Source organism: Eggerthella timonensis, from assembly GCF_900184265.1.
Classification (GTDB): Bacteria; Actinomycetota; Coriobacteriia; order Coriobacteriales; family Eggerthellaceae; genus Eggerthella; species Eggerthella timonensis.
In genome coordinates this window covers 3,125,133-3,141,897 of record NZ_FXXA01000002.1, presented here as the reverse complement: position 1 = coordinate 3,141,897, position 16,765 = coordinate 3,125,133, and the positions used below count along the sequence as shown (strand labels likewise).

General features: G+C 68.4%; 13 protein-coding genes and 1 pseudogene. All 14 read left to right on the top strand.

Features of this window, described 5'->3' with window-relative positions:
* Positions 1–131: 131 nt before the first annotated feature.
* The 14 genes and pseudogenes from C1A15_RS13220 (at position 132) to C1A15_RS13155 (ending at position 16,749) form a co-directional block, all read left to right on the top strand.
* Positions 132–1,025, top strand: a complete 894-nt coding sequence (locus tag C1A15_RS13220; protein ID WP_021409763.1) for a site-specific tyrosine recombinase — start codon at positions 132–134, stop codon at positions 1,023–1,025.
* A 570-nt stretch (positions 1,026–1,595) separates the two neighbouring features.
* Entirely contained in the window at positions 1,596–2,045 is a 450-nt protein-coding gene (locus C1A15_RS13215) for a division/cell wall cluster transcriptional repressor MraZ (RefSeq protein ID WP_101722996.1), read from the top strand.
* An 18-nt stretch (positions 2,046–2,063) separates the two neighbouring features.
* Positions 2,064–3,020, top strand: coding sequence for a 16S rRNA (cytosine(1402)-N(4))-methyltransferase RsmH (rsmH, locus tag C1A15_RS13210; protein WP_101722995.1), 957 nt, complete (start codon positions 2,064–2,066; stop codon positions 3,018–3,020).
* 84 nt (positions 3,021–3,104) lie between these two features.
* Positions 3,105–3,569, top strand: a complete 465-nt coding sequence (locus C1A15_RS13205) for a cell division protein FtsL (RefSeq protein WP_035585948.1) — start codon at positions 3,105–3,107, stop codon at positions 3,567–3,569.
* Positions 3,570–3,745: 176 nt separating this feature from the next.
* Complete coding sequence (locus tag C1A15_RS13200) at positions 3,746–5,449, top strand: peptidoglycan D,D-transpeptidase FtsI family protein (RefSeq protein ID WP_245865031.1); 1,704 nt, start codon at positions 3,746–3,748, stop codon at positions 5,447–5,449.
* Between the two features lie 7 nt (positions 5,450–5,456).
* Positions 5,457–6,953: a UDP-N-acetylmuramoyl-L-alanyl-D-glutamate--2,6-diaminopimelate ligase gene (locus C1A15_RS13195; protein WP_101722993.1), complete on the top strand. Its 1,497-nt coding sequence runs from the start codon at positions 5,457–5,459 to the stop codon at positions 6,951–6,953.
* Positions 6,954–6,962: 9 nt separating this feature from the next.
* The gene (locus C1A15_RS13190; RefSeq protein WP_101722992.1) at positions 6,963–8,441 is read left to right on the top strand and encodes a UDP-N-acetylmuramoyl-tripeptide--D-alanyl-D-alanine ligase; all 1,479 of its coding nucleotides are present in this window, start codon (positions 6,963–6,965) and stop codon (positions 8,439–8,441) included.
* A 2-nt stretch (positions 8,442–8,443) separates the two neighbouring features.
* Positions 8,444–9,490: a phospho-N-acetylmuramoyl-pentapeptide-transferase gene (mraY, locus tag C1A15_RS13185; protein WP_101722991.1), complete on the top strand. Its 1,047-nt coding sequence runs from the start codon at positions 8,444–8,446 to the stop codon at positions 9,488–9,490.
* Positions 9,491–9,493: 3 nt separating this feature from the next.
* Positions 9,494–10,714: pseudogene (murD, locus tag C1A15_RS13180) on the top strand (UDP-N-acetylmuramoyl-L-alanine--D-glutamate ligase); the annotation flags it as partial.
* A gap of 214 nt (positions 10,715–10,928) precedes the next feature.
* Positions 10,929–12,197: an FtsW/RodA/SpoVE family cell cycle protein gene (locus C1A15_RS13175; protein WP_101722990.1), complete on the top strand. Its 1,269-nt coding sequence runs from the start codon at positions 10,929–10,931 to the stop codon at positions 12,195–12,197.
* Between the two features lie 4 nt (positions 12,198–12,201).
* Positions 12,202–13,305 carry an undecaprenyldiphospho-muramoylpentapeptide beta-N-acetylglucosaminyltransferase gene (gene murG, locus C1A15_RS13170; protein ID WP_101722989.1) on the top strand — a complete coding sequence of 368 codons (1,104 nt, stop codon included), beginning with the start codon at positions 12,202–12,204 and terminating at the stop codon, positions 13,303–13,305.
* Between the two features lie 61 nt (positions 13,306–13,366).
* A complete protein-coding gene (murC, locus tag C1A15_RS13165; protein WP_101722988.1) occupies positions 13,367–14,803 on the top strand; it encodes a UDP-N-acetylmuramate--L-alanine ligase in 1,437 nt (478 codons plus the stop codon).
* Positions 14,804–14,810: 7 nt separating this feature from the next.
* On the top strand, positions 14,811–15,737 hold the full coding sequence (gene murB / locus C1A15_RS13160) for a UDP-N-acetylmuramate dehydrogenase (protein WP_101722987.1): 927 nt from the start codon (positions 14,811–14,813) through the stop codon (positions 15,735–15,737).
* The gene (locus C1A15_RS13155; protein ID WP_101722986.1) at positions 15,691–16,749 is read left to right on the top strand and encodes a cell division protein FtsQ/DivIB; all 1,059 of its coding nucleotides are present in this window, start codon (positions 15,691–15,693) and stop codon (positions 16,747–16,749) included. The genes murB and C1A15_RS13155 overlap by 47 nt, the downstream gene beginning before the upstream one ends.
* Positions 16,750–16,765: the final 16 nt, after the last annotated feature.

Sequence of the window (16,765 nt, the reverse complement as noted above, 5' to 3'; positions counted from 1 at the left end):
GAGGGTTCCGAGGCCGAAGGCGTGCTATCCTGTGAACTATATCATGCAGATGGTTCGGCAAAGGGGTTTAGGATGTTTCATGTGAAACATCCGTTCGGTGTTCCGTGGCGGCATGACGACGAGGGTGGCGGATGGACGAGCTGTATCGAGAGTACCTGGCATATCTGCGCGTCGAGAGGGGCAGCTCCCCGCTGACCGTATCCGCGTACGCCGCCGACCTCAAGGACTACGCGCTGTTCCTCAAGAAGCGCGGGATCGAATCGCCCGATGTCATCGACCGCGAGGTCATCGTCGCCTACGAGTCCGACCTCTTCGACCGCTCGTACGCGGCTTCGACGGTGGACCGCCACGTGTCGGTGCTCAAGGGCTTCCATCGCTTCCTCGTGCGCGAGGGCTACGCGCGCCGCAACCCGGCCGACACCATCCAGCTTCCCAAGGCGCCCGACCGCCTGCCCGATGTGCTGTCGGTGGCGCAGGTGGACGAGATGCTGTCGAAGCCGGTGGGCAGCGGCCCTCTGGCCCTGCGCAACCAGACCATCCTCGAGGTGCTGTACGGCTGCGGGCTGCGCGTGAGCGAGTGCACGGGGCTCGACCTCGGCGACGCCGTGCTCGAGGACGGCTACCTCCATATCGTGGGCAAGGGCAACAAGGAGCGCATCGCCCCCATCTCGGGAGCCGCCCTGCGCGCGCTGTGCGACTACCTCGAGCACGGGCGCCCCGAGCTCGTGCGCGCGTACGCGAAGCCCACCCCGGCCGTGTTCCTCAACGCGCGCGGCGGTCGGCTCACGCGCCAGAGCGTGCACGCGCTTGTCGCCGAGGCCGGCCGCTCCATCGGCGTGGCGAACCTCCACCCCCACACGCTGCGCCACTCCTTCGCCACCCACATGCTGAGCGGCGGCGCCGACCTGCGCGTCATCCAGGAGATCCTCGGGCACTCGGACATCTCGACGACCCAGATATACACCCACGTCAACCGCGCCCACATTCGCGAGGAGTATTTGAACGCGCACCCGCGCGCGAAGTAAAAGAAAGGGAAGCGGAAGCCCGGCGAAACGGCCCAACCCCGGCCGCATGCCTTCCACGCGAACGGATGTTTCACGTGAAACATCTCGCGCCCCGCGACGCGCCGCGCCCCGAGACGCGCTGTTTCACGTGAAACATCTCGCGCCCCGCGACGCGCCGTGCCCCGCGCCCCACACCGCGCCCCGAGACGCGCCGTGCGCTGCGCGGGAGCGCACGGCGCGTCGCTGCGAGAGGCGCGTACGGCGCGTCTCGCAGCGCGTCCGCGACGACGCGCCGCGCGGGACTGAAATTCGGGTTGAGGATCGGCCCTGCCACAGATTCCGCATAACTCCCCACACCATCCCACCGCCCGGGGGAGCGGTCTACATCTTGTGCCCCGTTTTGCGTGCGCGGTCTACATGTGGGCCTGGTCATTTTGAGCAAGGCGCGGGTCGAATTGACGGGACGGAATACGGGGGGTTTCAGAATGGGGAAAATGGGGGCTAAGGAGCATATTCTGTTGCGAAGTGGGGCGAAGTGGGATAGAATTCCAAACATCGAAAGGGCCGTGGGACGGCGGCGGAAAGGAAGGCATGGCGGAAGAGGACAACAAGGTTGTCGATCTCAATAGCGCGTACCGCCATAAGGTGGACGCCAAAGGCCGCATGTCTCTTCCCGCGACGTTTCGCAAGGTGCTTTCGACGGATTTGGTGGTAACCCGCAACCCGAAGGACGAGTGCCTCTACGTGTTCGAGCCCGAAGCGTTCAACGCATGGGTGGCCGGCGTGTTCGAGGACAAGTTCGAGAAGTTCGACCGCACCAACGATCTCCACGTGCGCCTGCGCCGCAAGCTGAAGTCGCGTGCAGCCGATGTGTCCATCGACGCAGCCGGCCGCATCATGATCTCGGCCGAGCAGCGCGAAGCCGTGGGCATCGACAAGGAGGTCGTGGTCGTGGGCAACACGGGCTACTTCGAAATCTGGGACGCAAAGCGCTACGACGCGGTGGACGACGAGACCGATCTCGGTCTGTTGTTCGACTGATCGTAAGGCGTGAGCGATATGACAAGCGAATATCGGCATACACCCGTTCTGCTCGCCGAGTGCCTCGAATACTCGAACCTCAAACCACAGCACACATTCGTGGACGCAACACTCGGCGGTGCAGGGCATTCCTTCGAAGCGGCCAAGCTCATCGGGAGCACGGGCACGCTCATCGGCATCGATCAAGACGAGGTGGCGCTTGCCGCCGCCCGTCGAAAACTCGGGACGCTGCCCGATGATGTGCGCCCGCGCCTCGAACTGGTGCGCGGCAACTTCGGAGCTATGGACGAAGCACTTCTCAGCACGGAGGTTCCCGGCGTCGACGCGGTTCTGTTCGACCTCGGGGTGTCCTCGGTGCAGATCGACACGCCGTCTCGAGGCTTCTCCTTCAAGGAGAACGGCCCTCTTGATATGCGGATGGATCCGGGCAAACAAACCCTTACCGCAGCAGAGATCATCAACACTTACAACGCAGCAGATCTCACTCGGATCATCCGTACGTACTCGGACGAGAAGTGGGCCAGCCGTATCGCGGACTTCGCGGTGCGCGCGCGGCAGACCGCTCCCATCGAGACGAGCGAGCAGCTGGTCGACGTCATCAAAGCCGCCATCCCCGCCTCGGCCCGCCGAGCAGGGGGGCATCCGGCAAAGCGCACGTTCCAAGCGCTGCGCATCGAGGTGAACGGCGAGCTCGACGTGCTGAGGAGCGGCCTCGACGCGGCCATCCGCTGGCTCAACCCCGGCGGCAGGCTCGTGGTGATCAGCTACCACTCGCTCGAGGACCGCATCGTCAAGGAGACGTTCGCGAAGTTCGCGAACCGATGCACCTGCCCGCCCGACCTGCCGGTCTGCGCGTGCGGGAAGCAGCCGATACTCGACATCGTCACCAAAAAGCCGGTTCTGCCGACTGCCGATGAAATCGAGCGCAACCCTCGCGCGCGCAGCGCCAAGCTCCGCGTCGCGCAGAAGAGCTGACAACCGCCCCGCTGAGACAAGCGGGCGACATACGCACCGCACACGACCTTTACACGCAGCCAAAACACAGAAAGGGGGTCGGTTATGGGCGCAGCACCAGCGTATTCGTACTACCCCGAGCGCGCACCCGAGCGTGCGCCGCGCGAGCGCATCAGCGTCGTGCCGGGCCGCGGCACCCGTACCCAAACCCCGACGCTGCCCTCGAGCGTCGTGTTCCTGGCGAAGGTCGCCGCTGTGGTGCTGCTCGTGGTGTCCATCGTGGGGTTCGTGCGCATCGGGCTCATGTCCGCCACGATATCCACAACGATGCAGTCGAGCGAGCTGACGAGCCAGATCAGCGATGCCCGCTCGTCGGGCGCCGCCCTCGAGGTGTCGCAGAGCACGCTGTCCAACCCCACGAAGGTGAAGCAGCAGGCGAACAAGCTGGGCATGGCGGCCCCTGAGACCACGGGCGTCATCGACCTGGGGAAGGACGTCGTCGCCACCGACGAGTCCGGCGCGCTGTCCCTGTCCAAGAGCGTGGCCATAGCGGCTGGCTCCGAGGCGTAAAGCCGATGTCCGATAGATCGCACACGCCGCGAGGCGAGCGCCCTGCTCGCGGTCGCGGAAGCTCCCGTTCGTCCGCGCGCCCCTCGCGCCCCCCGCATGCCGCGCGAGGGGCCCGACCTGCTCGCACCCCCGCCCGCTCGACCGCGACGGCGGACTTCAACGCCAACTCGAACCGCGTGTTCCTGCCCATCCTCGTCTTCGCCGCCATCGCGGCGCTGTTCGTGCTGCGCTTGGCGTACCTGCAGGTGATCGCCGCTCCCGCCATGGCTTCCGAGGCCGAGAACGCGCGCATGAGCTACGATTGGATCGAGCCGCGCCGCGGCACCATCTACGACCGCAACGGCGTCGTGCTGGCGACCTCCGTGGAATCCACCACCATCTACATCGACCCGGTGGAGGTGGACGACGTGGACGCCACGGCTCAGGTGCTCGTCGACGTGCTGGGCGGCCAGAAGTCCGATTACCTCGAAGCCATCACCGCGCCGAACACGCGCTATGCAGTGGTCAAGGAGAAGGCCGACGTGGCGACGGGCGAGAGCCTGCAGGCGCGCACGAGCGAGCTCTCGGCCGAGGGCGGGTCGCGCGAGGGCATGGACTTCGGCATCCGCTACAAGACGGTGTGGAAGCGCGAGTACCCGAACAAGCAGGTAGGCGGCCAGGTGATCGGCGTGTGCACGCTGGAGACCGACCAGGAGAACAACCGCGAGTACTACCAGGGGGTATCGGGCCTCGAGCTGTACTACGACGACATCCTGTCGGGCGAGGCGGGCTACACGCGCGAGGAGCGCAGCCCCGACGGCACGCCCATCCCGGGCGGCGCGCACGATTCCAAGCAGGCCGTGAACGGCGAGGACATCATCATATCCATCGACATCGAGCTGCAGCAGTACGTGGAGGAGCGTCTGACGGCCGACGAGAAGGGCATCACGGCCAACGGCGGCAGCGCGGTCGTGATGGACGGCGGCACGGGCGAGATCTACGCCGCGGCATCGCTGCCCCTGCTCAACCCGGCAGACCGCACCGAGATGGAGGCCGACGCGCCCCGCCTCAAATGCGTGACCGACCTGTTCGAGCCGGGCTCCATCTTCAAGTCGGTGTCCACGATGGCCATCCTCGAGACGAACACCATGGCGCCTGAGACCGAGGTGTTCTGCCCTGCGGTCATCACGGCTGACGGCTACGAGATCCGCGACGCGCACGAGCGCGGCGACGCTACGTACACGCTGAAGGAGATCCTCGACCAGTCGTCGAACATCGGCATCTCGCTCGCGTCCGAGCAAATGGGCTTCAAGGAGCTGTACGACCACATTCTCAAGTACAACCTGAACTCGCTCACGGGCGTGGACTACCCCGGCGAGCAGATCGGCTACCTGCTCGACTTCGACCAATGGAGCAAGGTGCAGGCCTACAACGTGTCGTTCGGCCAGGGCATCTCGCTCACCCCGCTGCAGATCACGCGCTTCTACGGCGCGCTCGTGAACGACGGCGTGGAATGCACCCCGCACTTCCTGCTGTCGAAGCCGCTGAGCGGCGAGACGCCCGAGTACGCCACGCAGGACGTCATCGAGAACAAGGAGGCCATCTCCACGATGACCGACATGCTGAAGACCGTCGTCACCAACGGCACGGGCAAGGCCGCCGCCATCGACGGATTCGACGTGGCCGGCAAGACGTCCACGGCGGAGATCTACGACGAGGAGAACGGCGGTTACCGAAAAGGGGTGTACAACCTGGCCTTTACCGGGTTCCTGGCCGATTCTTCCAGCCAATTGGTTTGTTTTGTGGGTGCCAACGAGGTTCCCACCGACGGTGTGGTCACGCCGATTTTTAAGGATATAATGACTACAGCCATCGACCGATTCAATATTTACCCGGAGTGAGGAAGCCATGGGCAAGACCTGTACCGAACTGTTCGCAGGTATCGACTGCACCATCCTCGGCAACGCCGACGACGAGGTGAGCGGTATCGCCTACCGCAGCGATCGGGTGCAACCCGGCGACGCGTTCTTCTGCGTGGTGGGCATGACCTCGGACGGGCACTCGTTCGCCCAAGACGCCATCGACCGCGGCGCGAAGGTGCTCGTGGTCGAGCGCAAAGTCTACCTGGCCGATGCCACCGACGTGACCGAGATCGTGGTGAAGGACACGCGCAAGGCCATGGCGGCCGCCGCGGCGAACTTCTACGACCATCCTTCCAAGGACATCGCGCTCGTGGGCATCACGGGCACGAACGGCAAGACCACCACCACCTACCTCGTGGAGCACATCGCCCGCGTGGCGGGCAAGCGCACGGGCGTCATCGGCACCGTGGGCATCCGCATCGGCGACGCGGCCGAGAAGTCGGCCCACACCACGCCGGAATCGCCCGACCTTCAGCAGCTGTTCGCCCGCATGCGCGACGCGCGCTGCGACACGGTGGCCATGGAGGTGAGCTCGCACGCGCTCGACCTCGACCGCACGTGGGGCACCTCGTTCGCCGTCACGGCGTTCTCCAACCTGACCCAGGATCACCTCGACTACCATCACACGTTCGAGGCCTACTTCGAGGCTAAGGCGCGCCTGTTCTCGAAGGATTACCCGGCCAAGCGTGTGATCTGCATCGACGACAAGTGGGGCAAGGAGCTGCTGCGCCGCTCGTCGGTGGCCGAGGACAGCGTGGTCACGACGGGCTTCGACCCGTCTGCGCAGATCCATCCCGTGGACGTGCAGTACGCGCCCACGCACACCACCGTCACGCTCGACGTGCGCGGGAGCCTCTACACGTTCGACTACCCGCTCGTGGGCCGGTTCAACGTCGAGAACATCATGTGCGCGTTCGGCATCGGGCTGCAGCTGGGCTTCTCGGCCGACGTCGTCGTCGAGGCGCTCGAGGAAGCGCCGCAGATCCCCGGGCGCTTGGAGCGCGTGAACGCGCCGAACACGGGCGGCGTGTCGGTGTTCGTGGACTACGCCCATACCCCCGATGCGCTGGAGAAGGCGCTCGCGTCCATCATGGCGCTCACCCCGGGGCGCACCATCTGCGTGTTCGGCTGCGGCGGCGACCGCGATGCCAGCAAGCGTCCCATCATGGGCCGCGCCGCGCTGGCGGCCGACCATGCGGTGGTGACGTCGGACAACCCGCGCACCGAGGATCCGCAGGCCATCATCGAGGACATCGTCAGCGGCATGGGCTCGGGCGAGGGCCGCTTCGAGGTGGAGGCCGACCGTCGCGCCGCCATCGCGCTGGCCATCGCGCAGGCGAAGGCGGGCGACTCGATCCTCATCGCGGGCAAGGGCCATGAGGACTACCAGCTGGTGGGCGATCAGGTGCTCAGCTTCGACGATCGCATCGTGGCCGCCGAGGAGCTGCGCCGCGCGTTCGGCGACGAGCCGGCCGCGGAGTAAGGACGGCCCATGCGTTTGAACGCGAAGCAGATAGCCGCATGCACCGGGGGCTCGTTCGTGATCGAGCCGCTCGATGCCCGCGCGCTGGCCACCGGCCTCACCTGGGACTCGCGCGACGTGCGCGCGGGCGACGTGTACGTCGCGCTGCCGGGCGAGCGCGTTGACGGCCACGACTTCGTCGGCGCGGCCCTGCGCGGCGGCGCCGTCTGCGCCCTCGTCATGCAGCCGCTCGACGAGGCTGCGCTCATGCTGGCGACCGAGTTGGGCGCGTGCATCATCGAGGTGCCCGACACGGCGCATGCGGTTGCGGATATCGCGGCCGAATGGCGCGGGCATCTCCATGGGCGCATCATCGCGCTGACGGGCTCGACGGGCAAGACCACCACGAAGAACCTCGTGCGCGACGTGCTGGCCAGTACGCTAACGGTTGTGGCCACGGCCGGCAACCAGAACAACGAGCTGGGCGTTCCCAAGACGCTGCTCGCCGCCGAGCAGGACACCCAGGCAGTGGTGGTGGAGATGGGCATGCGCGGCGCGGGCCAGCTGGCCGATCTGTGCGACTACGTGCGCCCCGACTGGGGCCTCGTGGTGAACGTGGGAGAGAGCCATATCGAGCTCTTGGGCAGCCGCGAGAACATCGCGCGCGCCAAGGCCGAGCTTCTGTGCGCGCTGCCGGAGGGCACGGGACGGGCGTTCGTGAACGCCGACGACGACTACGCCGATTTCGTGCGCGAGCATGCGCGCCTCGACGCCCGGCGCGTGGAAACCGTGCTGTTCGACGGTTCCGCCGCCGCGGCCGAGCGCCGCACGGGCGCCGACGCGGCGCGTCCCGCCGTGTGGGCCGAGCAGGTGGAGCTCGACGAGCAGGGCCGCCCGCGCTTCGAGCTGCACGCCGTCGGCTTCGACGGAGCGGACGGCGCGGAGGAGACGTCGCGCTGCGCGCTCACGCTGCGCGGGCTGCACAACGTGTCGAACGCGTGCGCCGCGGCCGCCGTCGGGCGCGCCTGCGGCATCCCGCTCGCCGTCTGCGCTGACGCGCTCGCGCACGCCGAGCCCGAGGCCGGCCGCCAGGAGGTGGTGCGCGCGCGCGGAGGGTTCACCGTGGTGAACGACGCCTACAACGCGAACCCCGACTCGATGCGCGCGTCGCTCGCCACGTTCTGCGCGCTCGACGTGCCGGGCAAGCACGTGGCCGTGCTGGGCGATATGGGCGAGTTGGGCGGCTACGCGCCTGCCTGCCATGCGGGCATCGGCACGTTCGCCGCCACGCTGCCGCTCGATCGGCTCGTGTGCGTGGGCGAGCTGTCCCTGTATATCGCCGACGCGGCAGAGCGCGCCGGCATGGATCCTGAGCGCATCGTGCGCGCGGGGTCGCTTTCTGAAGTGTTCGGCGATTTGGACGCCTGCGTCGAGCCCGGCGATGCCGTGCTGGTGAAGGCATCGCATTTCATGGGTCTCGAACGTGTGGTCGAAGGACTGGTCAATTAACTATGTTTACGGTATTCAACCAATATCCGACGTTTCTCGTATTCCTCGCCATCGTGTTCGCCATGGTGGTGACCATGGTGCTCACGCCGTTGTGGATCAAGTTCCTCAAGTCGAGCCATATCGGCCAGCAGGTGCGCGCCGACGGCCCCGAGAGCCACCTCGTGAAGCAGGGCACGCCCACCATGGGCGGCGTCATCATGCTGATCGCGGTCATCGCGGCCGCGCTGTTCATCGGCATGCCCACGCCCGAGACGTTCGTGCTGCTGGCGGCCACCGTGCTCACGGGCCTGCTCGGCCTCATCGACGACGCGTCGAAGGTGGTGAAGGAGCGCTCGCTCGGCCTCACCCCGAAGGCGAAGATCGTGGGGCAGGTGGCCATCGCCACCGCGTTCGTGCTCGTGGCCGTGAACTGGCTGGGCATCGAGCCCACCGTGGAGATCCCCTTCGTCGTCACGCTCGACTTCGGCATCCTGACGACGGTGGTCCCCCTCGGCGACGGCATCGCCATCCCCTGGCTGTTCCTGCTGTTCATGAACATCCTGCTCGTCGGCATGTGCAACGCCGTGAACCTCACCGACGGCCTCGACGGCCTGGCGGCGGGCACGGTGATGATCGTCATGATCGTCATGGCAGCCATCGCGTACCGCTCCGACTTGCTGGAGCCCGCCATCTTCGCCGCTGCGCTCGCGGGCGCGTGCATCGGCTTTCTGTGGTTCAACTCGTTCCCGGCCGACATCTTCATGGGCGACACCGGCTCGCTCGCGCTCGGCATGGCGCTGGGCTGCCTGGCCGTGCTCACGAAGACCGAGTTCGTGTCGCTCATCATCGGCGGCCTATTCGTGGCCGAGGCCCTGTCCGTCATGATCCAGGTGTTCTACTACAAGAAGACGAAGAAGCGCATCTTCCTCATGGCGCCCCTGCACCATCACTTCGAGAAGAAGGGCTGGAGCGAGACGAAGGTGGTCGTGCGCTTCTGGATCATCTCCGGCGTGCTGGCCGCGACGGGCTTCTCGCTGTACTTCGCCGAGACCCTCATGGCGGTGGCGTAAGCCATGGCGTCGCGGGAGCTCATAGCGAATCGCAAGCACGCGCCGCACCATCTGGGGCGCGTGCTCGTTTTGGGTCTGGGCAAGAGCGGCCGCGCCGCGACGGCGTACCTGCTGCCGCTCGTGGGCGATCGCGTGGACGCGCTGGCCATCGCGGCCGGCGCGCGCACACCGGCCTCCGAGGAGCTCGCAGCCGAGGCGCGCGCGGCCGGCGCGCTCGTGGCGTTCGAGGACGACGCCGTGGGCGTTCTGGCTGAGGCGGCGGGCGGGTCGTTCGACCTGTGCATCGCGAGCCCCGGCATCTCGCAGTTCTCGGCGTTCTACGAGGCGGCTGCGGCCGCGTCGGCCGAGGTGATCAGCGAGGTGGAGTTCGCCTGGCGCGAGAGCGCCGCGGACAGCCGCTGGGTGGCCGTGACGGGCACGAACGGCAAGACGACGGCCTGCGCGCTCGCCGCGCACGTGCTGGCGGGGGCGGGGCTGGCCGCCGCCGCCGTGGGCAACATCGGCGACCCGTGCATCGAGGCCGTGGCCGCGGGGCGCACGGACGTCTACGTGGCCGAGGTATCGTCCTACCAGCTGGCCTCCACGGCGCGCTTCGCGCCGAACGTGGCCGTGCTGCTGAACATCACGCCCGACCACCTGCATTGGCATCGCAGCTTCGAGGCGTACCGCGACGCGAAGCTCAAGCTGCTGGCGAACCTGGACGGCGTGCCGGGCGCTGTGGCGGTGCTCGACGCGACGAACGACGTCGTGCGCGCCGAGGTGCGCCGCCTGCGCGCCCTGGACGCCGAGGGGCGCGGCTTCGCGTACGTGCCGATGGGCACGGCGACGGGCCTCGGCGGCGACATGCGCGCCGCGTGCGGCAGCGACAACGCCGCGTTCCTCGACGCCGACGGCACGCTGCGCGTAGCGCTGGGCGAAGAGGAGCACGCGATCATGCGCGCCGACGAGCTGCAGATCAAGGGCGAGCACAACGCCTCGAACGCGCTGGCCGTGGCGGCCGCCGCGCTCGCGCTCGGCGTGGAGGCGCACGACGTGGCCGCGCACCTGCGCTCGTTCGAACCGCTCGAGCACCGCATCGAGCCTTGCGGCACCGTCGGCGGCGTCCGCTGCTTCAACGATTCCAAGGCCACGAACGTCGATGCGACGCTCAAGGCCCTCGCCGCGTTCCCCGAGACGCGCCCCGTCGTGCTGCTCGGCGGCGACGACAAGGGCACCGACCTCGCGCCGCTCGTCGCGGCCGCCCACGCCTGCGCGCGCGCCGTCGTGTGCTTCGGTGCGGCGAAGCGCGGGCCTCGCGCTCGCCTCGTCGGGTGGGGTCGTGCTGCTGTCCCCGGCGTGCGCCTCCTTCGACGAGTTCGGCTCGTTCGAGGAGCGCGGTCGCGCCTTCAAAGCGCTCGTGGCCGGCGCGGCCGCGGCGCTCGGCGCGTAGCGGGCCGCCATGGCTACCCAACGCGACAGGCGGGGCGCGCCCGCCCACATCATGGGACCGCGGATCATCCTTCTGCTGTCGGTGCTCGCCCTCATGCTCATCGGCTTCGTGATGATCTACTCCACCTCGGCCGTCATCACCCTGGCGAAGGCCGGCAGCGCGGCGGCCGTCGACCCCATGGCCGAGACGCTCAACCAGATCAAGTTCGCCGTGGTCGGCGTGATCCTGGCGGTGATCATCTGGAAGCTCGTGCCGGTGTCGCTGTGGCGCAGCAACGCGGTTTGGGCCATCTGGGCGGTGGCGTTCGCGCTGCTCGTGATCACGGCCGTGGCGGGCGTGGGCGACGAGGAGTGGGGAGCGCGCCGCTGGCTCATGATCGGGCCGGCCAGCCTCCAGGCCTCCGAATTCGCCAAGATCGCCCTCGTGCTGGTCGCGGCGCGGCTGTTCTCGGATTTCCGCGAGGGGCTCTACACCGTATGGGTGTTCTTCGCGCTCGTGGGCCTGCTCGTGCTGGCTCCCGTGCTCATCATCCTGGGGCCGCAATCCGACCTGGGCACGGCCATGATCTGCGTCGTGGGCATCCTCGCGGTCATGTGGCTGGGCGAGGTGCCGATGCGCACGATGCTCATCGTGATCGGCGTCGTGGTGGCGCTCGGCCTCGTGGGCATCTTCGGCTCGTCGTACCGCCGCGACCGCCTCATGGTGTTCATGAACCCGTGGAACGACGGCGAAGGCGGCTTCGGCACGGGCTACCAGCTCATCCATTCGCTGTACGCGCTGTCCGGCGGCGGCCTGTTCGGGGTGGGCCTCGGCAACTCGCACGAGAAGTACCTCTACCTCACCCAGGCGGACACCGACTTCATCTTCGCCATCATCGGCGAGGAGCTGGGGCTCGTGGGCGCCGCGGTGGTCATCGCGCTGTTCCTGCTGTTCCTGTACGCGGGCACCCGCATCGCGCAGTCGTCGCCCGACAACTTCGGCACCATGGTGGCGGGCGGCTGCACCATCATGATCGCGTTCCAGGCGTTCCTCAACATCGCCATGGTCATCGGCTGGTTCCCCGTGGTGGGCAAGCCGCTGCCGTTCGTATCCTCGGGCGGCTCGTCGCTCGTGGCCATGCTCATCATGGTGGGCATCATCCTGTCGGTTTCCCGCGGCGCCGAGGCGCCGAGCATCTACGATCGCCGACGCGCCGACCTGCGCGTCGTGCGCGCGACGAACGACGTCCCGCCGCCGACCCGCGGCGGCCGCTCGTCGTCGAGCAGGGGTAGGAGGTAGCACTATGCTGGTCGTTCTTTCCGGCGGCGGGACCGCCGGTCACATCAACCCGGCGCTCGCCTTGGCGGACGTGCTCGAGGAGCGCGGATGCGAGGTGCGCTTCGCCGGCACGCCTGCGGGCGTGGAGGCGCGGCTCGTGCGCGAGGCGGGCATCCCGTTCACGCCGTTCGAGGCCCAGGGTTTCAACCGCAACCATCCGCTGACGCTGCCGAAGGCCGTGCTCACCATCCAGAAGAGCACGGCTCTCGCGCGTCGCTGGTTCGACGAGATCAAGCCCGACGTGGTGGTGGGCTTCGGCGGCTACGTGTGCATCCCCGTGGCGCGCGCCGCCGAGCAGCGCGGCATCCCCGTGGTGGTGCACGAGCAGAACTCGGTCATGGGCATGGCGAACAAGTACCTCGCGAAGCGAGCCGCCGCCGTGTGCCTCACCTACGAGCACGCCGCCGAGGCGCTGTCCGACAAGAGCCGCGTGCGGGTGACGGGCAACCCCGTGCGGGAAAGCGTGTTCTCCGCCACGCGCGAGCAGGGCCGCGCGCGCTTCGGCGTGCCCGCGGACGCGCGCATGCTGCTGGTGACGGGCGGCAGCCTGGGCGCGCGGCACCTCAACCAGGCCGTCGCGGCGCTCAAGGACGAGCTTCTTTCCTACGACGACCTGCACATCGTGCAGGTGACCGGCCCCAAGGAGCTCGACGCGGTGCGCGCGCAGCTGGCGCTCGCGCCCGAGCAGGAGGCGCGCTGGCAGCTGCTGGGCTACACCGACCACATGGGCGACGCCATGGCCGCGGCCGACGTCGTCGTGTCGCGCGCCGGCGCCACCTCGCTCGCCGAGATATCGGCCCGCGCGTTGCCGGCGCTGCTCGTGCCGTTCCCCTTCGCCACGGAAGACCACCAGACCACGAACGCGCGGGCGTGCGTGGAGGCGGGCGCCGCCTACCTCGTGGCCGACGCCGACGTGGAGGGCCCCGCATTCGCGCAGAAGCTGCGCGAGCTCATCGAGGACGAGGGCCTCCGCGCGCGCATGGCGGACGCGGCGCGTGCGCAGAAGACGCGCGACGCGGCGGGGCTGCTGGCCGACGCGGTCATGGAAGCGGCCCGCGCGCAGCGCTGAGCGCGGGCGCGATAGGGTACAATAGCGGTTCGCAGTACAGGAGAGAGACCGAGGACGCACTATGGACACCATGCACATCGATCAGGTACATTTCATCGGCGTCGGCGGCGTCGGCATGAGCGGCATCGCGCGCGTCGCGTTCGACCAGGGCATGCGCGTAAGCGGCACCGACCTCAAGGAGAGCCGCTACACCAAGCAGCTGCGCGAGGCGGGCATCGACGTGCACATCGGCCACGACCCGTCGAACATCCCCGAGGGCGACCCCGTGATCGTCGTGTCCACCGCCATCCTCGACAACAACCCCGAGCTCGCCGCTGCCAAGGCGCGCGGCCTCACCATCTGGCATCGCGCCCAGATGCTCGCGCATTTGGGCGTGGGCCTCGAGACGCTCGCGGTGGCCGGCACGCACGGCAAGACCACCACGTCGTCCATGCTGGCCAGCGTGCTCGACGGCATGGGGGAGGACCCGACGTTCCTCATCGGCGGCATCGTGCGCGCCTACGGCACGAACGCGCACTCGGGCACGGGCGCGCACTACGTGGTGGAGGCCGACGAGAGCGACAAGTCGTTCATGCACCTGTCGCCGCGCGCCGTGCTCGTGACGAACATCGAGGCGGACCACCTCGACCACTACCGCGACCTCGACGAGATCTACGAGAAGTTCGCCTCGTTCATCGGCTCGGTTCCCGACGACAGGGGCGTGGTGGTGGCCTGCGGCGAGGACGCCGAGCTCGTGCGCGTCGCCCGCGCGTCGGGCAAGCGCCTGTTCACCTACGGTTTCAACGACGCGTGCGACCTGCGCATCAGCGCCTACGAGCAGAGCGGCGTGGGAAGCGATTTCACGCTCGCGCTGCCCGACGGGAGTGTCGTGCGCGCGCATATCAAGCAGAACCCGGGGCGCCACAACGTGCTGAACGCCGCCGGCGTTGTCGGCCTTCTGTGGGCGCTCGGCTACGACCCGGCCCGGGCCGCGGCCGCGCTCGCCGACTTCGCCGGCGTGAAGCGCCGCTTCGACCTCGTGGGCGAGGCGGCCGGCGTCACCGTGGTCGACGACTACGCGCACCATCCCACCGAGATAGCCGCCACCATCGAGGCCGCGTCGCATCTGGGCTTCGCGCACGTGCACGTGCTGTTTCAGCCGCATCGCTACTCGCGCGCGCCGCTGTTCACCGAGGTGCTCAAAGACGAGTTCGGCCGGGCGTTCGATGCGGCCGACGCCGTCACGTTCATGGACGTGTACCCGGCGGGCGAGGCGCCCGTGCCGGGCGTGTCGGGCAAGACGTTCCTCAACGTGGTGCTCGACCACACGGGCCATCCCGAGGCGGCCTACGTGCCGCGGCGCATCGAGGTGGTGCCGTTCCTCGCCGCCAAGCTGGGCGCGGGCGACCTGCTGATCACCATGGGCGCCGGAGACGTCACCGCCATCGGCCCGCAGCTCGTCGACGCGCTCTCGCAGACGGCCGCCGCCGCACCGGCTGCGACGCGACAGCAGGCGTGATGCGGCGATGACCGCGCGCCATACCTCGCCGCTCGAGGCGCTGCTCGTCGACGACGCGTTCGAGGGCGACGTGTACCCGTCCGAACCCATGGCCCGGCATACCATGTACCGTATCGGCGGGCCTGCGCGCTTCTACGTGCAGGTGGCCTCCGTCGGCGCGCTCAAGCGGCTCGTCACGGTGTGCGAGTCGAGCGAGGTGCCGTGGGTGGCCGTCGGCCGGGGCAGCAACCTGCTCGTCGCCGACGAGGGGTTCCCCGGCGTCGTCATCACGCTCGGCCGCGATTTCAGGACCTGCCGCTACGACGAGGACACGCACAGCTTCTGCGTGGGCGCGGGCGTGCCCCTGTCGTCGGTGGTGCAGGAGGCGTTTCGGCGCTCGCTCGCAGGCCTCGAGTTCGCCGTGGGCACGCCGGGCACCGTAGGCGGCGCGCTGCGCATGAACGCAGGCTCGCGCGACGAGTGGATCGGCTCGCGCGTGGTGTCGGTCACCACGCTGTCGCCGGAGGCGGGGCTTATGCGCCGCGACGGCGATCAGATCGCGTGGGGCTACCGTACGAGCTCGTTTTCAGCAGACGAGGTGATCGTCGAATGCGAACTTTCCGTAGAGCCTGCCGACCCGTTCTTCATACGCGGTAAGATGGAGGCGTCGCACGCGCGGCGCAAGAAGACGCAGCCGCTGTCGCTGCCGTCGTGCGGCAGCGTGTTCCGCAACCCCGAGGGCACCCCGGTGGGCGCGCTCATCGAGCAAGCCGGCCTCAAGGGCCTGTCCATCGGCGGAGCGTGCGTGTCGGAGGTGCACGCGAACTTCATCGTGAACACGGGCGACGCCACCGCGCGCGACGTGATAGAACTGATCAACCTGGTCAAGGCAAAGGTGTACGAGACGTATGGCATCGAATTACAACCGGAAGTCCGCTTCCTCGGGTTCGCGTAAGGCGACCTCCCGCAGCAGCCGCGCTTCCGGCTCGGCTGGCAGGAGCGCGCGCGGCGCAAGCGGCGCTCCCCGCCCGTCCGCGCGCGGCGGCATGCCGCGCACCTCGACGCCCGGCACCTATCGCGCCATACCCGGCGGCCAGCTGCCGCAGCGCCGCGCGAGCCAAGGCCGTCCCTCGCTGTCTTCGGTGCGCGTGGGCGACCTCGACCGCGCCGAGCGCTCGTCGCGGGCCCAGAAGACCTATCGTCGCTACCTCGTGCGCATCGGCATCATCGCGGCGTGCGTGCTCGCGGTGGTCGTCGGCGGCTTCGCCGTGTACTATTCCAGCCTGTTCGCCATCGAGAACGTGTCGGTCACGGGCGTGGAGCACCTCACGGCCACCGACATGTCGGAGCTGGCCAGCGTGCCCGCCGGCACCACGCTGCTGCGCGTGGACGCCGCCGGCATCCGCGAGCGGCTGCTCAAGGACGCCTGGGTGGAGGACGTGTCGGTGAACCGTGTGTTCCCGGACACGCTCGAGCTGGCCGTCACCGAGCGCACCATCGCGGCGGTGGTGGACGTGCCCACCGAGAACGCCGAATCGACGCAGGCGTGGGCCATCGCGTCGGACGGCATGTGGCTCATGCCCATTCCCGACCAGAACTCCGAAGCCGGCAAGCGGACGAGCCCCAAGGTGTACGAGGACGCCGCCACCGTGCTGCATATCACCGACGTGCCCTACGGCACGCGGCCCGAGGTGGGCGCGTACTGCTCGGACGCGAACGTGAACAACGCGCTTGCCATCGTGGCCGGCATGACCACCGAGCTGGCGGGGCAGGTGAAGAAGGTGGCGGCCACCGAGACCGAATCCACCATGCTCACGCTGGAAAGCGGCGTGGAGATCGTGTTCGGCACCGCGGACAACATCCGCGACAAGGAGCGCGTCTGCCTCGAGATCATGAAGGAACATCCCGACGGCCTCGCCTACATCAACGTGCGCGTGGTGGACCGTCCCACCTGGAGGGCGCTCTAGGCACCCTCCGCTCGAG

What these genes read in the sequence shown, in the direction of transcription:
- C1A15_RS13220 (WP_021409763.1), top strand. Translation starts at nt 132, where the DNA reads ATGGACGAGCTGTATCGAGAGTACCTGGCATATCTGCGCGTCGAGAGG.
- C1A15_RS13215 (WP_101722996.1), top strand. Translation starts at nt 1,596, where the DNA reads ATGGCGGAAGAGGACAACAAGGTTGTCGATCTCAATAGCGCGTACCGC.
- rsmH (WP_101722995.1), top strand. Translation starts at nt 2,064, where the DNA reads ATGACAAGCGAATATCGGCATACACCCGTTCTGCTCGCCGAGTGCCTC.
- C1A15_RS13205 (WP_035585948.1), top strand. Translation starts at nt 3,105, where the DNA reads ATGGGCGCAGCACCAGCGTATTCGTACTACCCCGAGCGCGCACCCGAG.
- C1A15_RS13195 (WP_101722993.1), top strand. Translation starts at nt 5,457, where the DNA reads ATGGGCAAGACCTGTACCGAACTGTTCGCAGGTATCGACTGCACCATC.
- C1A15_RS13190 (WP_101722992.1), top strand. Translation starts at nt 6,963, where the DNA reads ATGCGTTTGAACGCGAAGCAGATAGCCGCATGCACCGGGGGCTCGTTC.
- mraY (WP_101722991.1), top strand. Translation starts at nt 8,444, where the DNA reads ATGTTTACGGTATTCAACCAATATCCGACGTTTCTCGTATTCCTCGCC.
- C1A15_RS13175 (WP_101722990.1), top strand. Translation starts at nt 10,929, where the DNA reads ATGGCTACCCAACGCGACAGGCGGGGCGCGCCCGCCCACATCATGGGA.
- murG (WP_101722989.1), top strand. Translation starts at nt 12,202, where the DNA reads ATGCTGGTCGTTCTTTCCGGCGGCGGGACCGCCGGTCACATCAACCCG.
- murC (WP_101722988.1), top strand. Translation starts at nt 13,367, where the DNA reads ATGGACACCATGCACATCGATCAGGTACATTTCATCGGCGTCGGCGGC.
- murB (WP_101722987.1), top strand. Translation starts at nt 14,811, where the DNA reads ATGACCGCGCGCCATACCTCGCCGCTCGAGGCGCTGCTCGTCGACGAC.
- C1A15_RS13155 (WP_101722986.1), top strand. Translation starts at nt 15,691, where the DNA reads ATGGCATCGAATTACAACCGGAAGTCCGCTTCCTCGGGTTCGCGTAAG.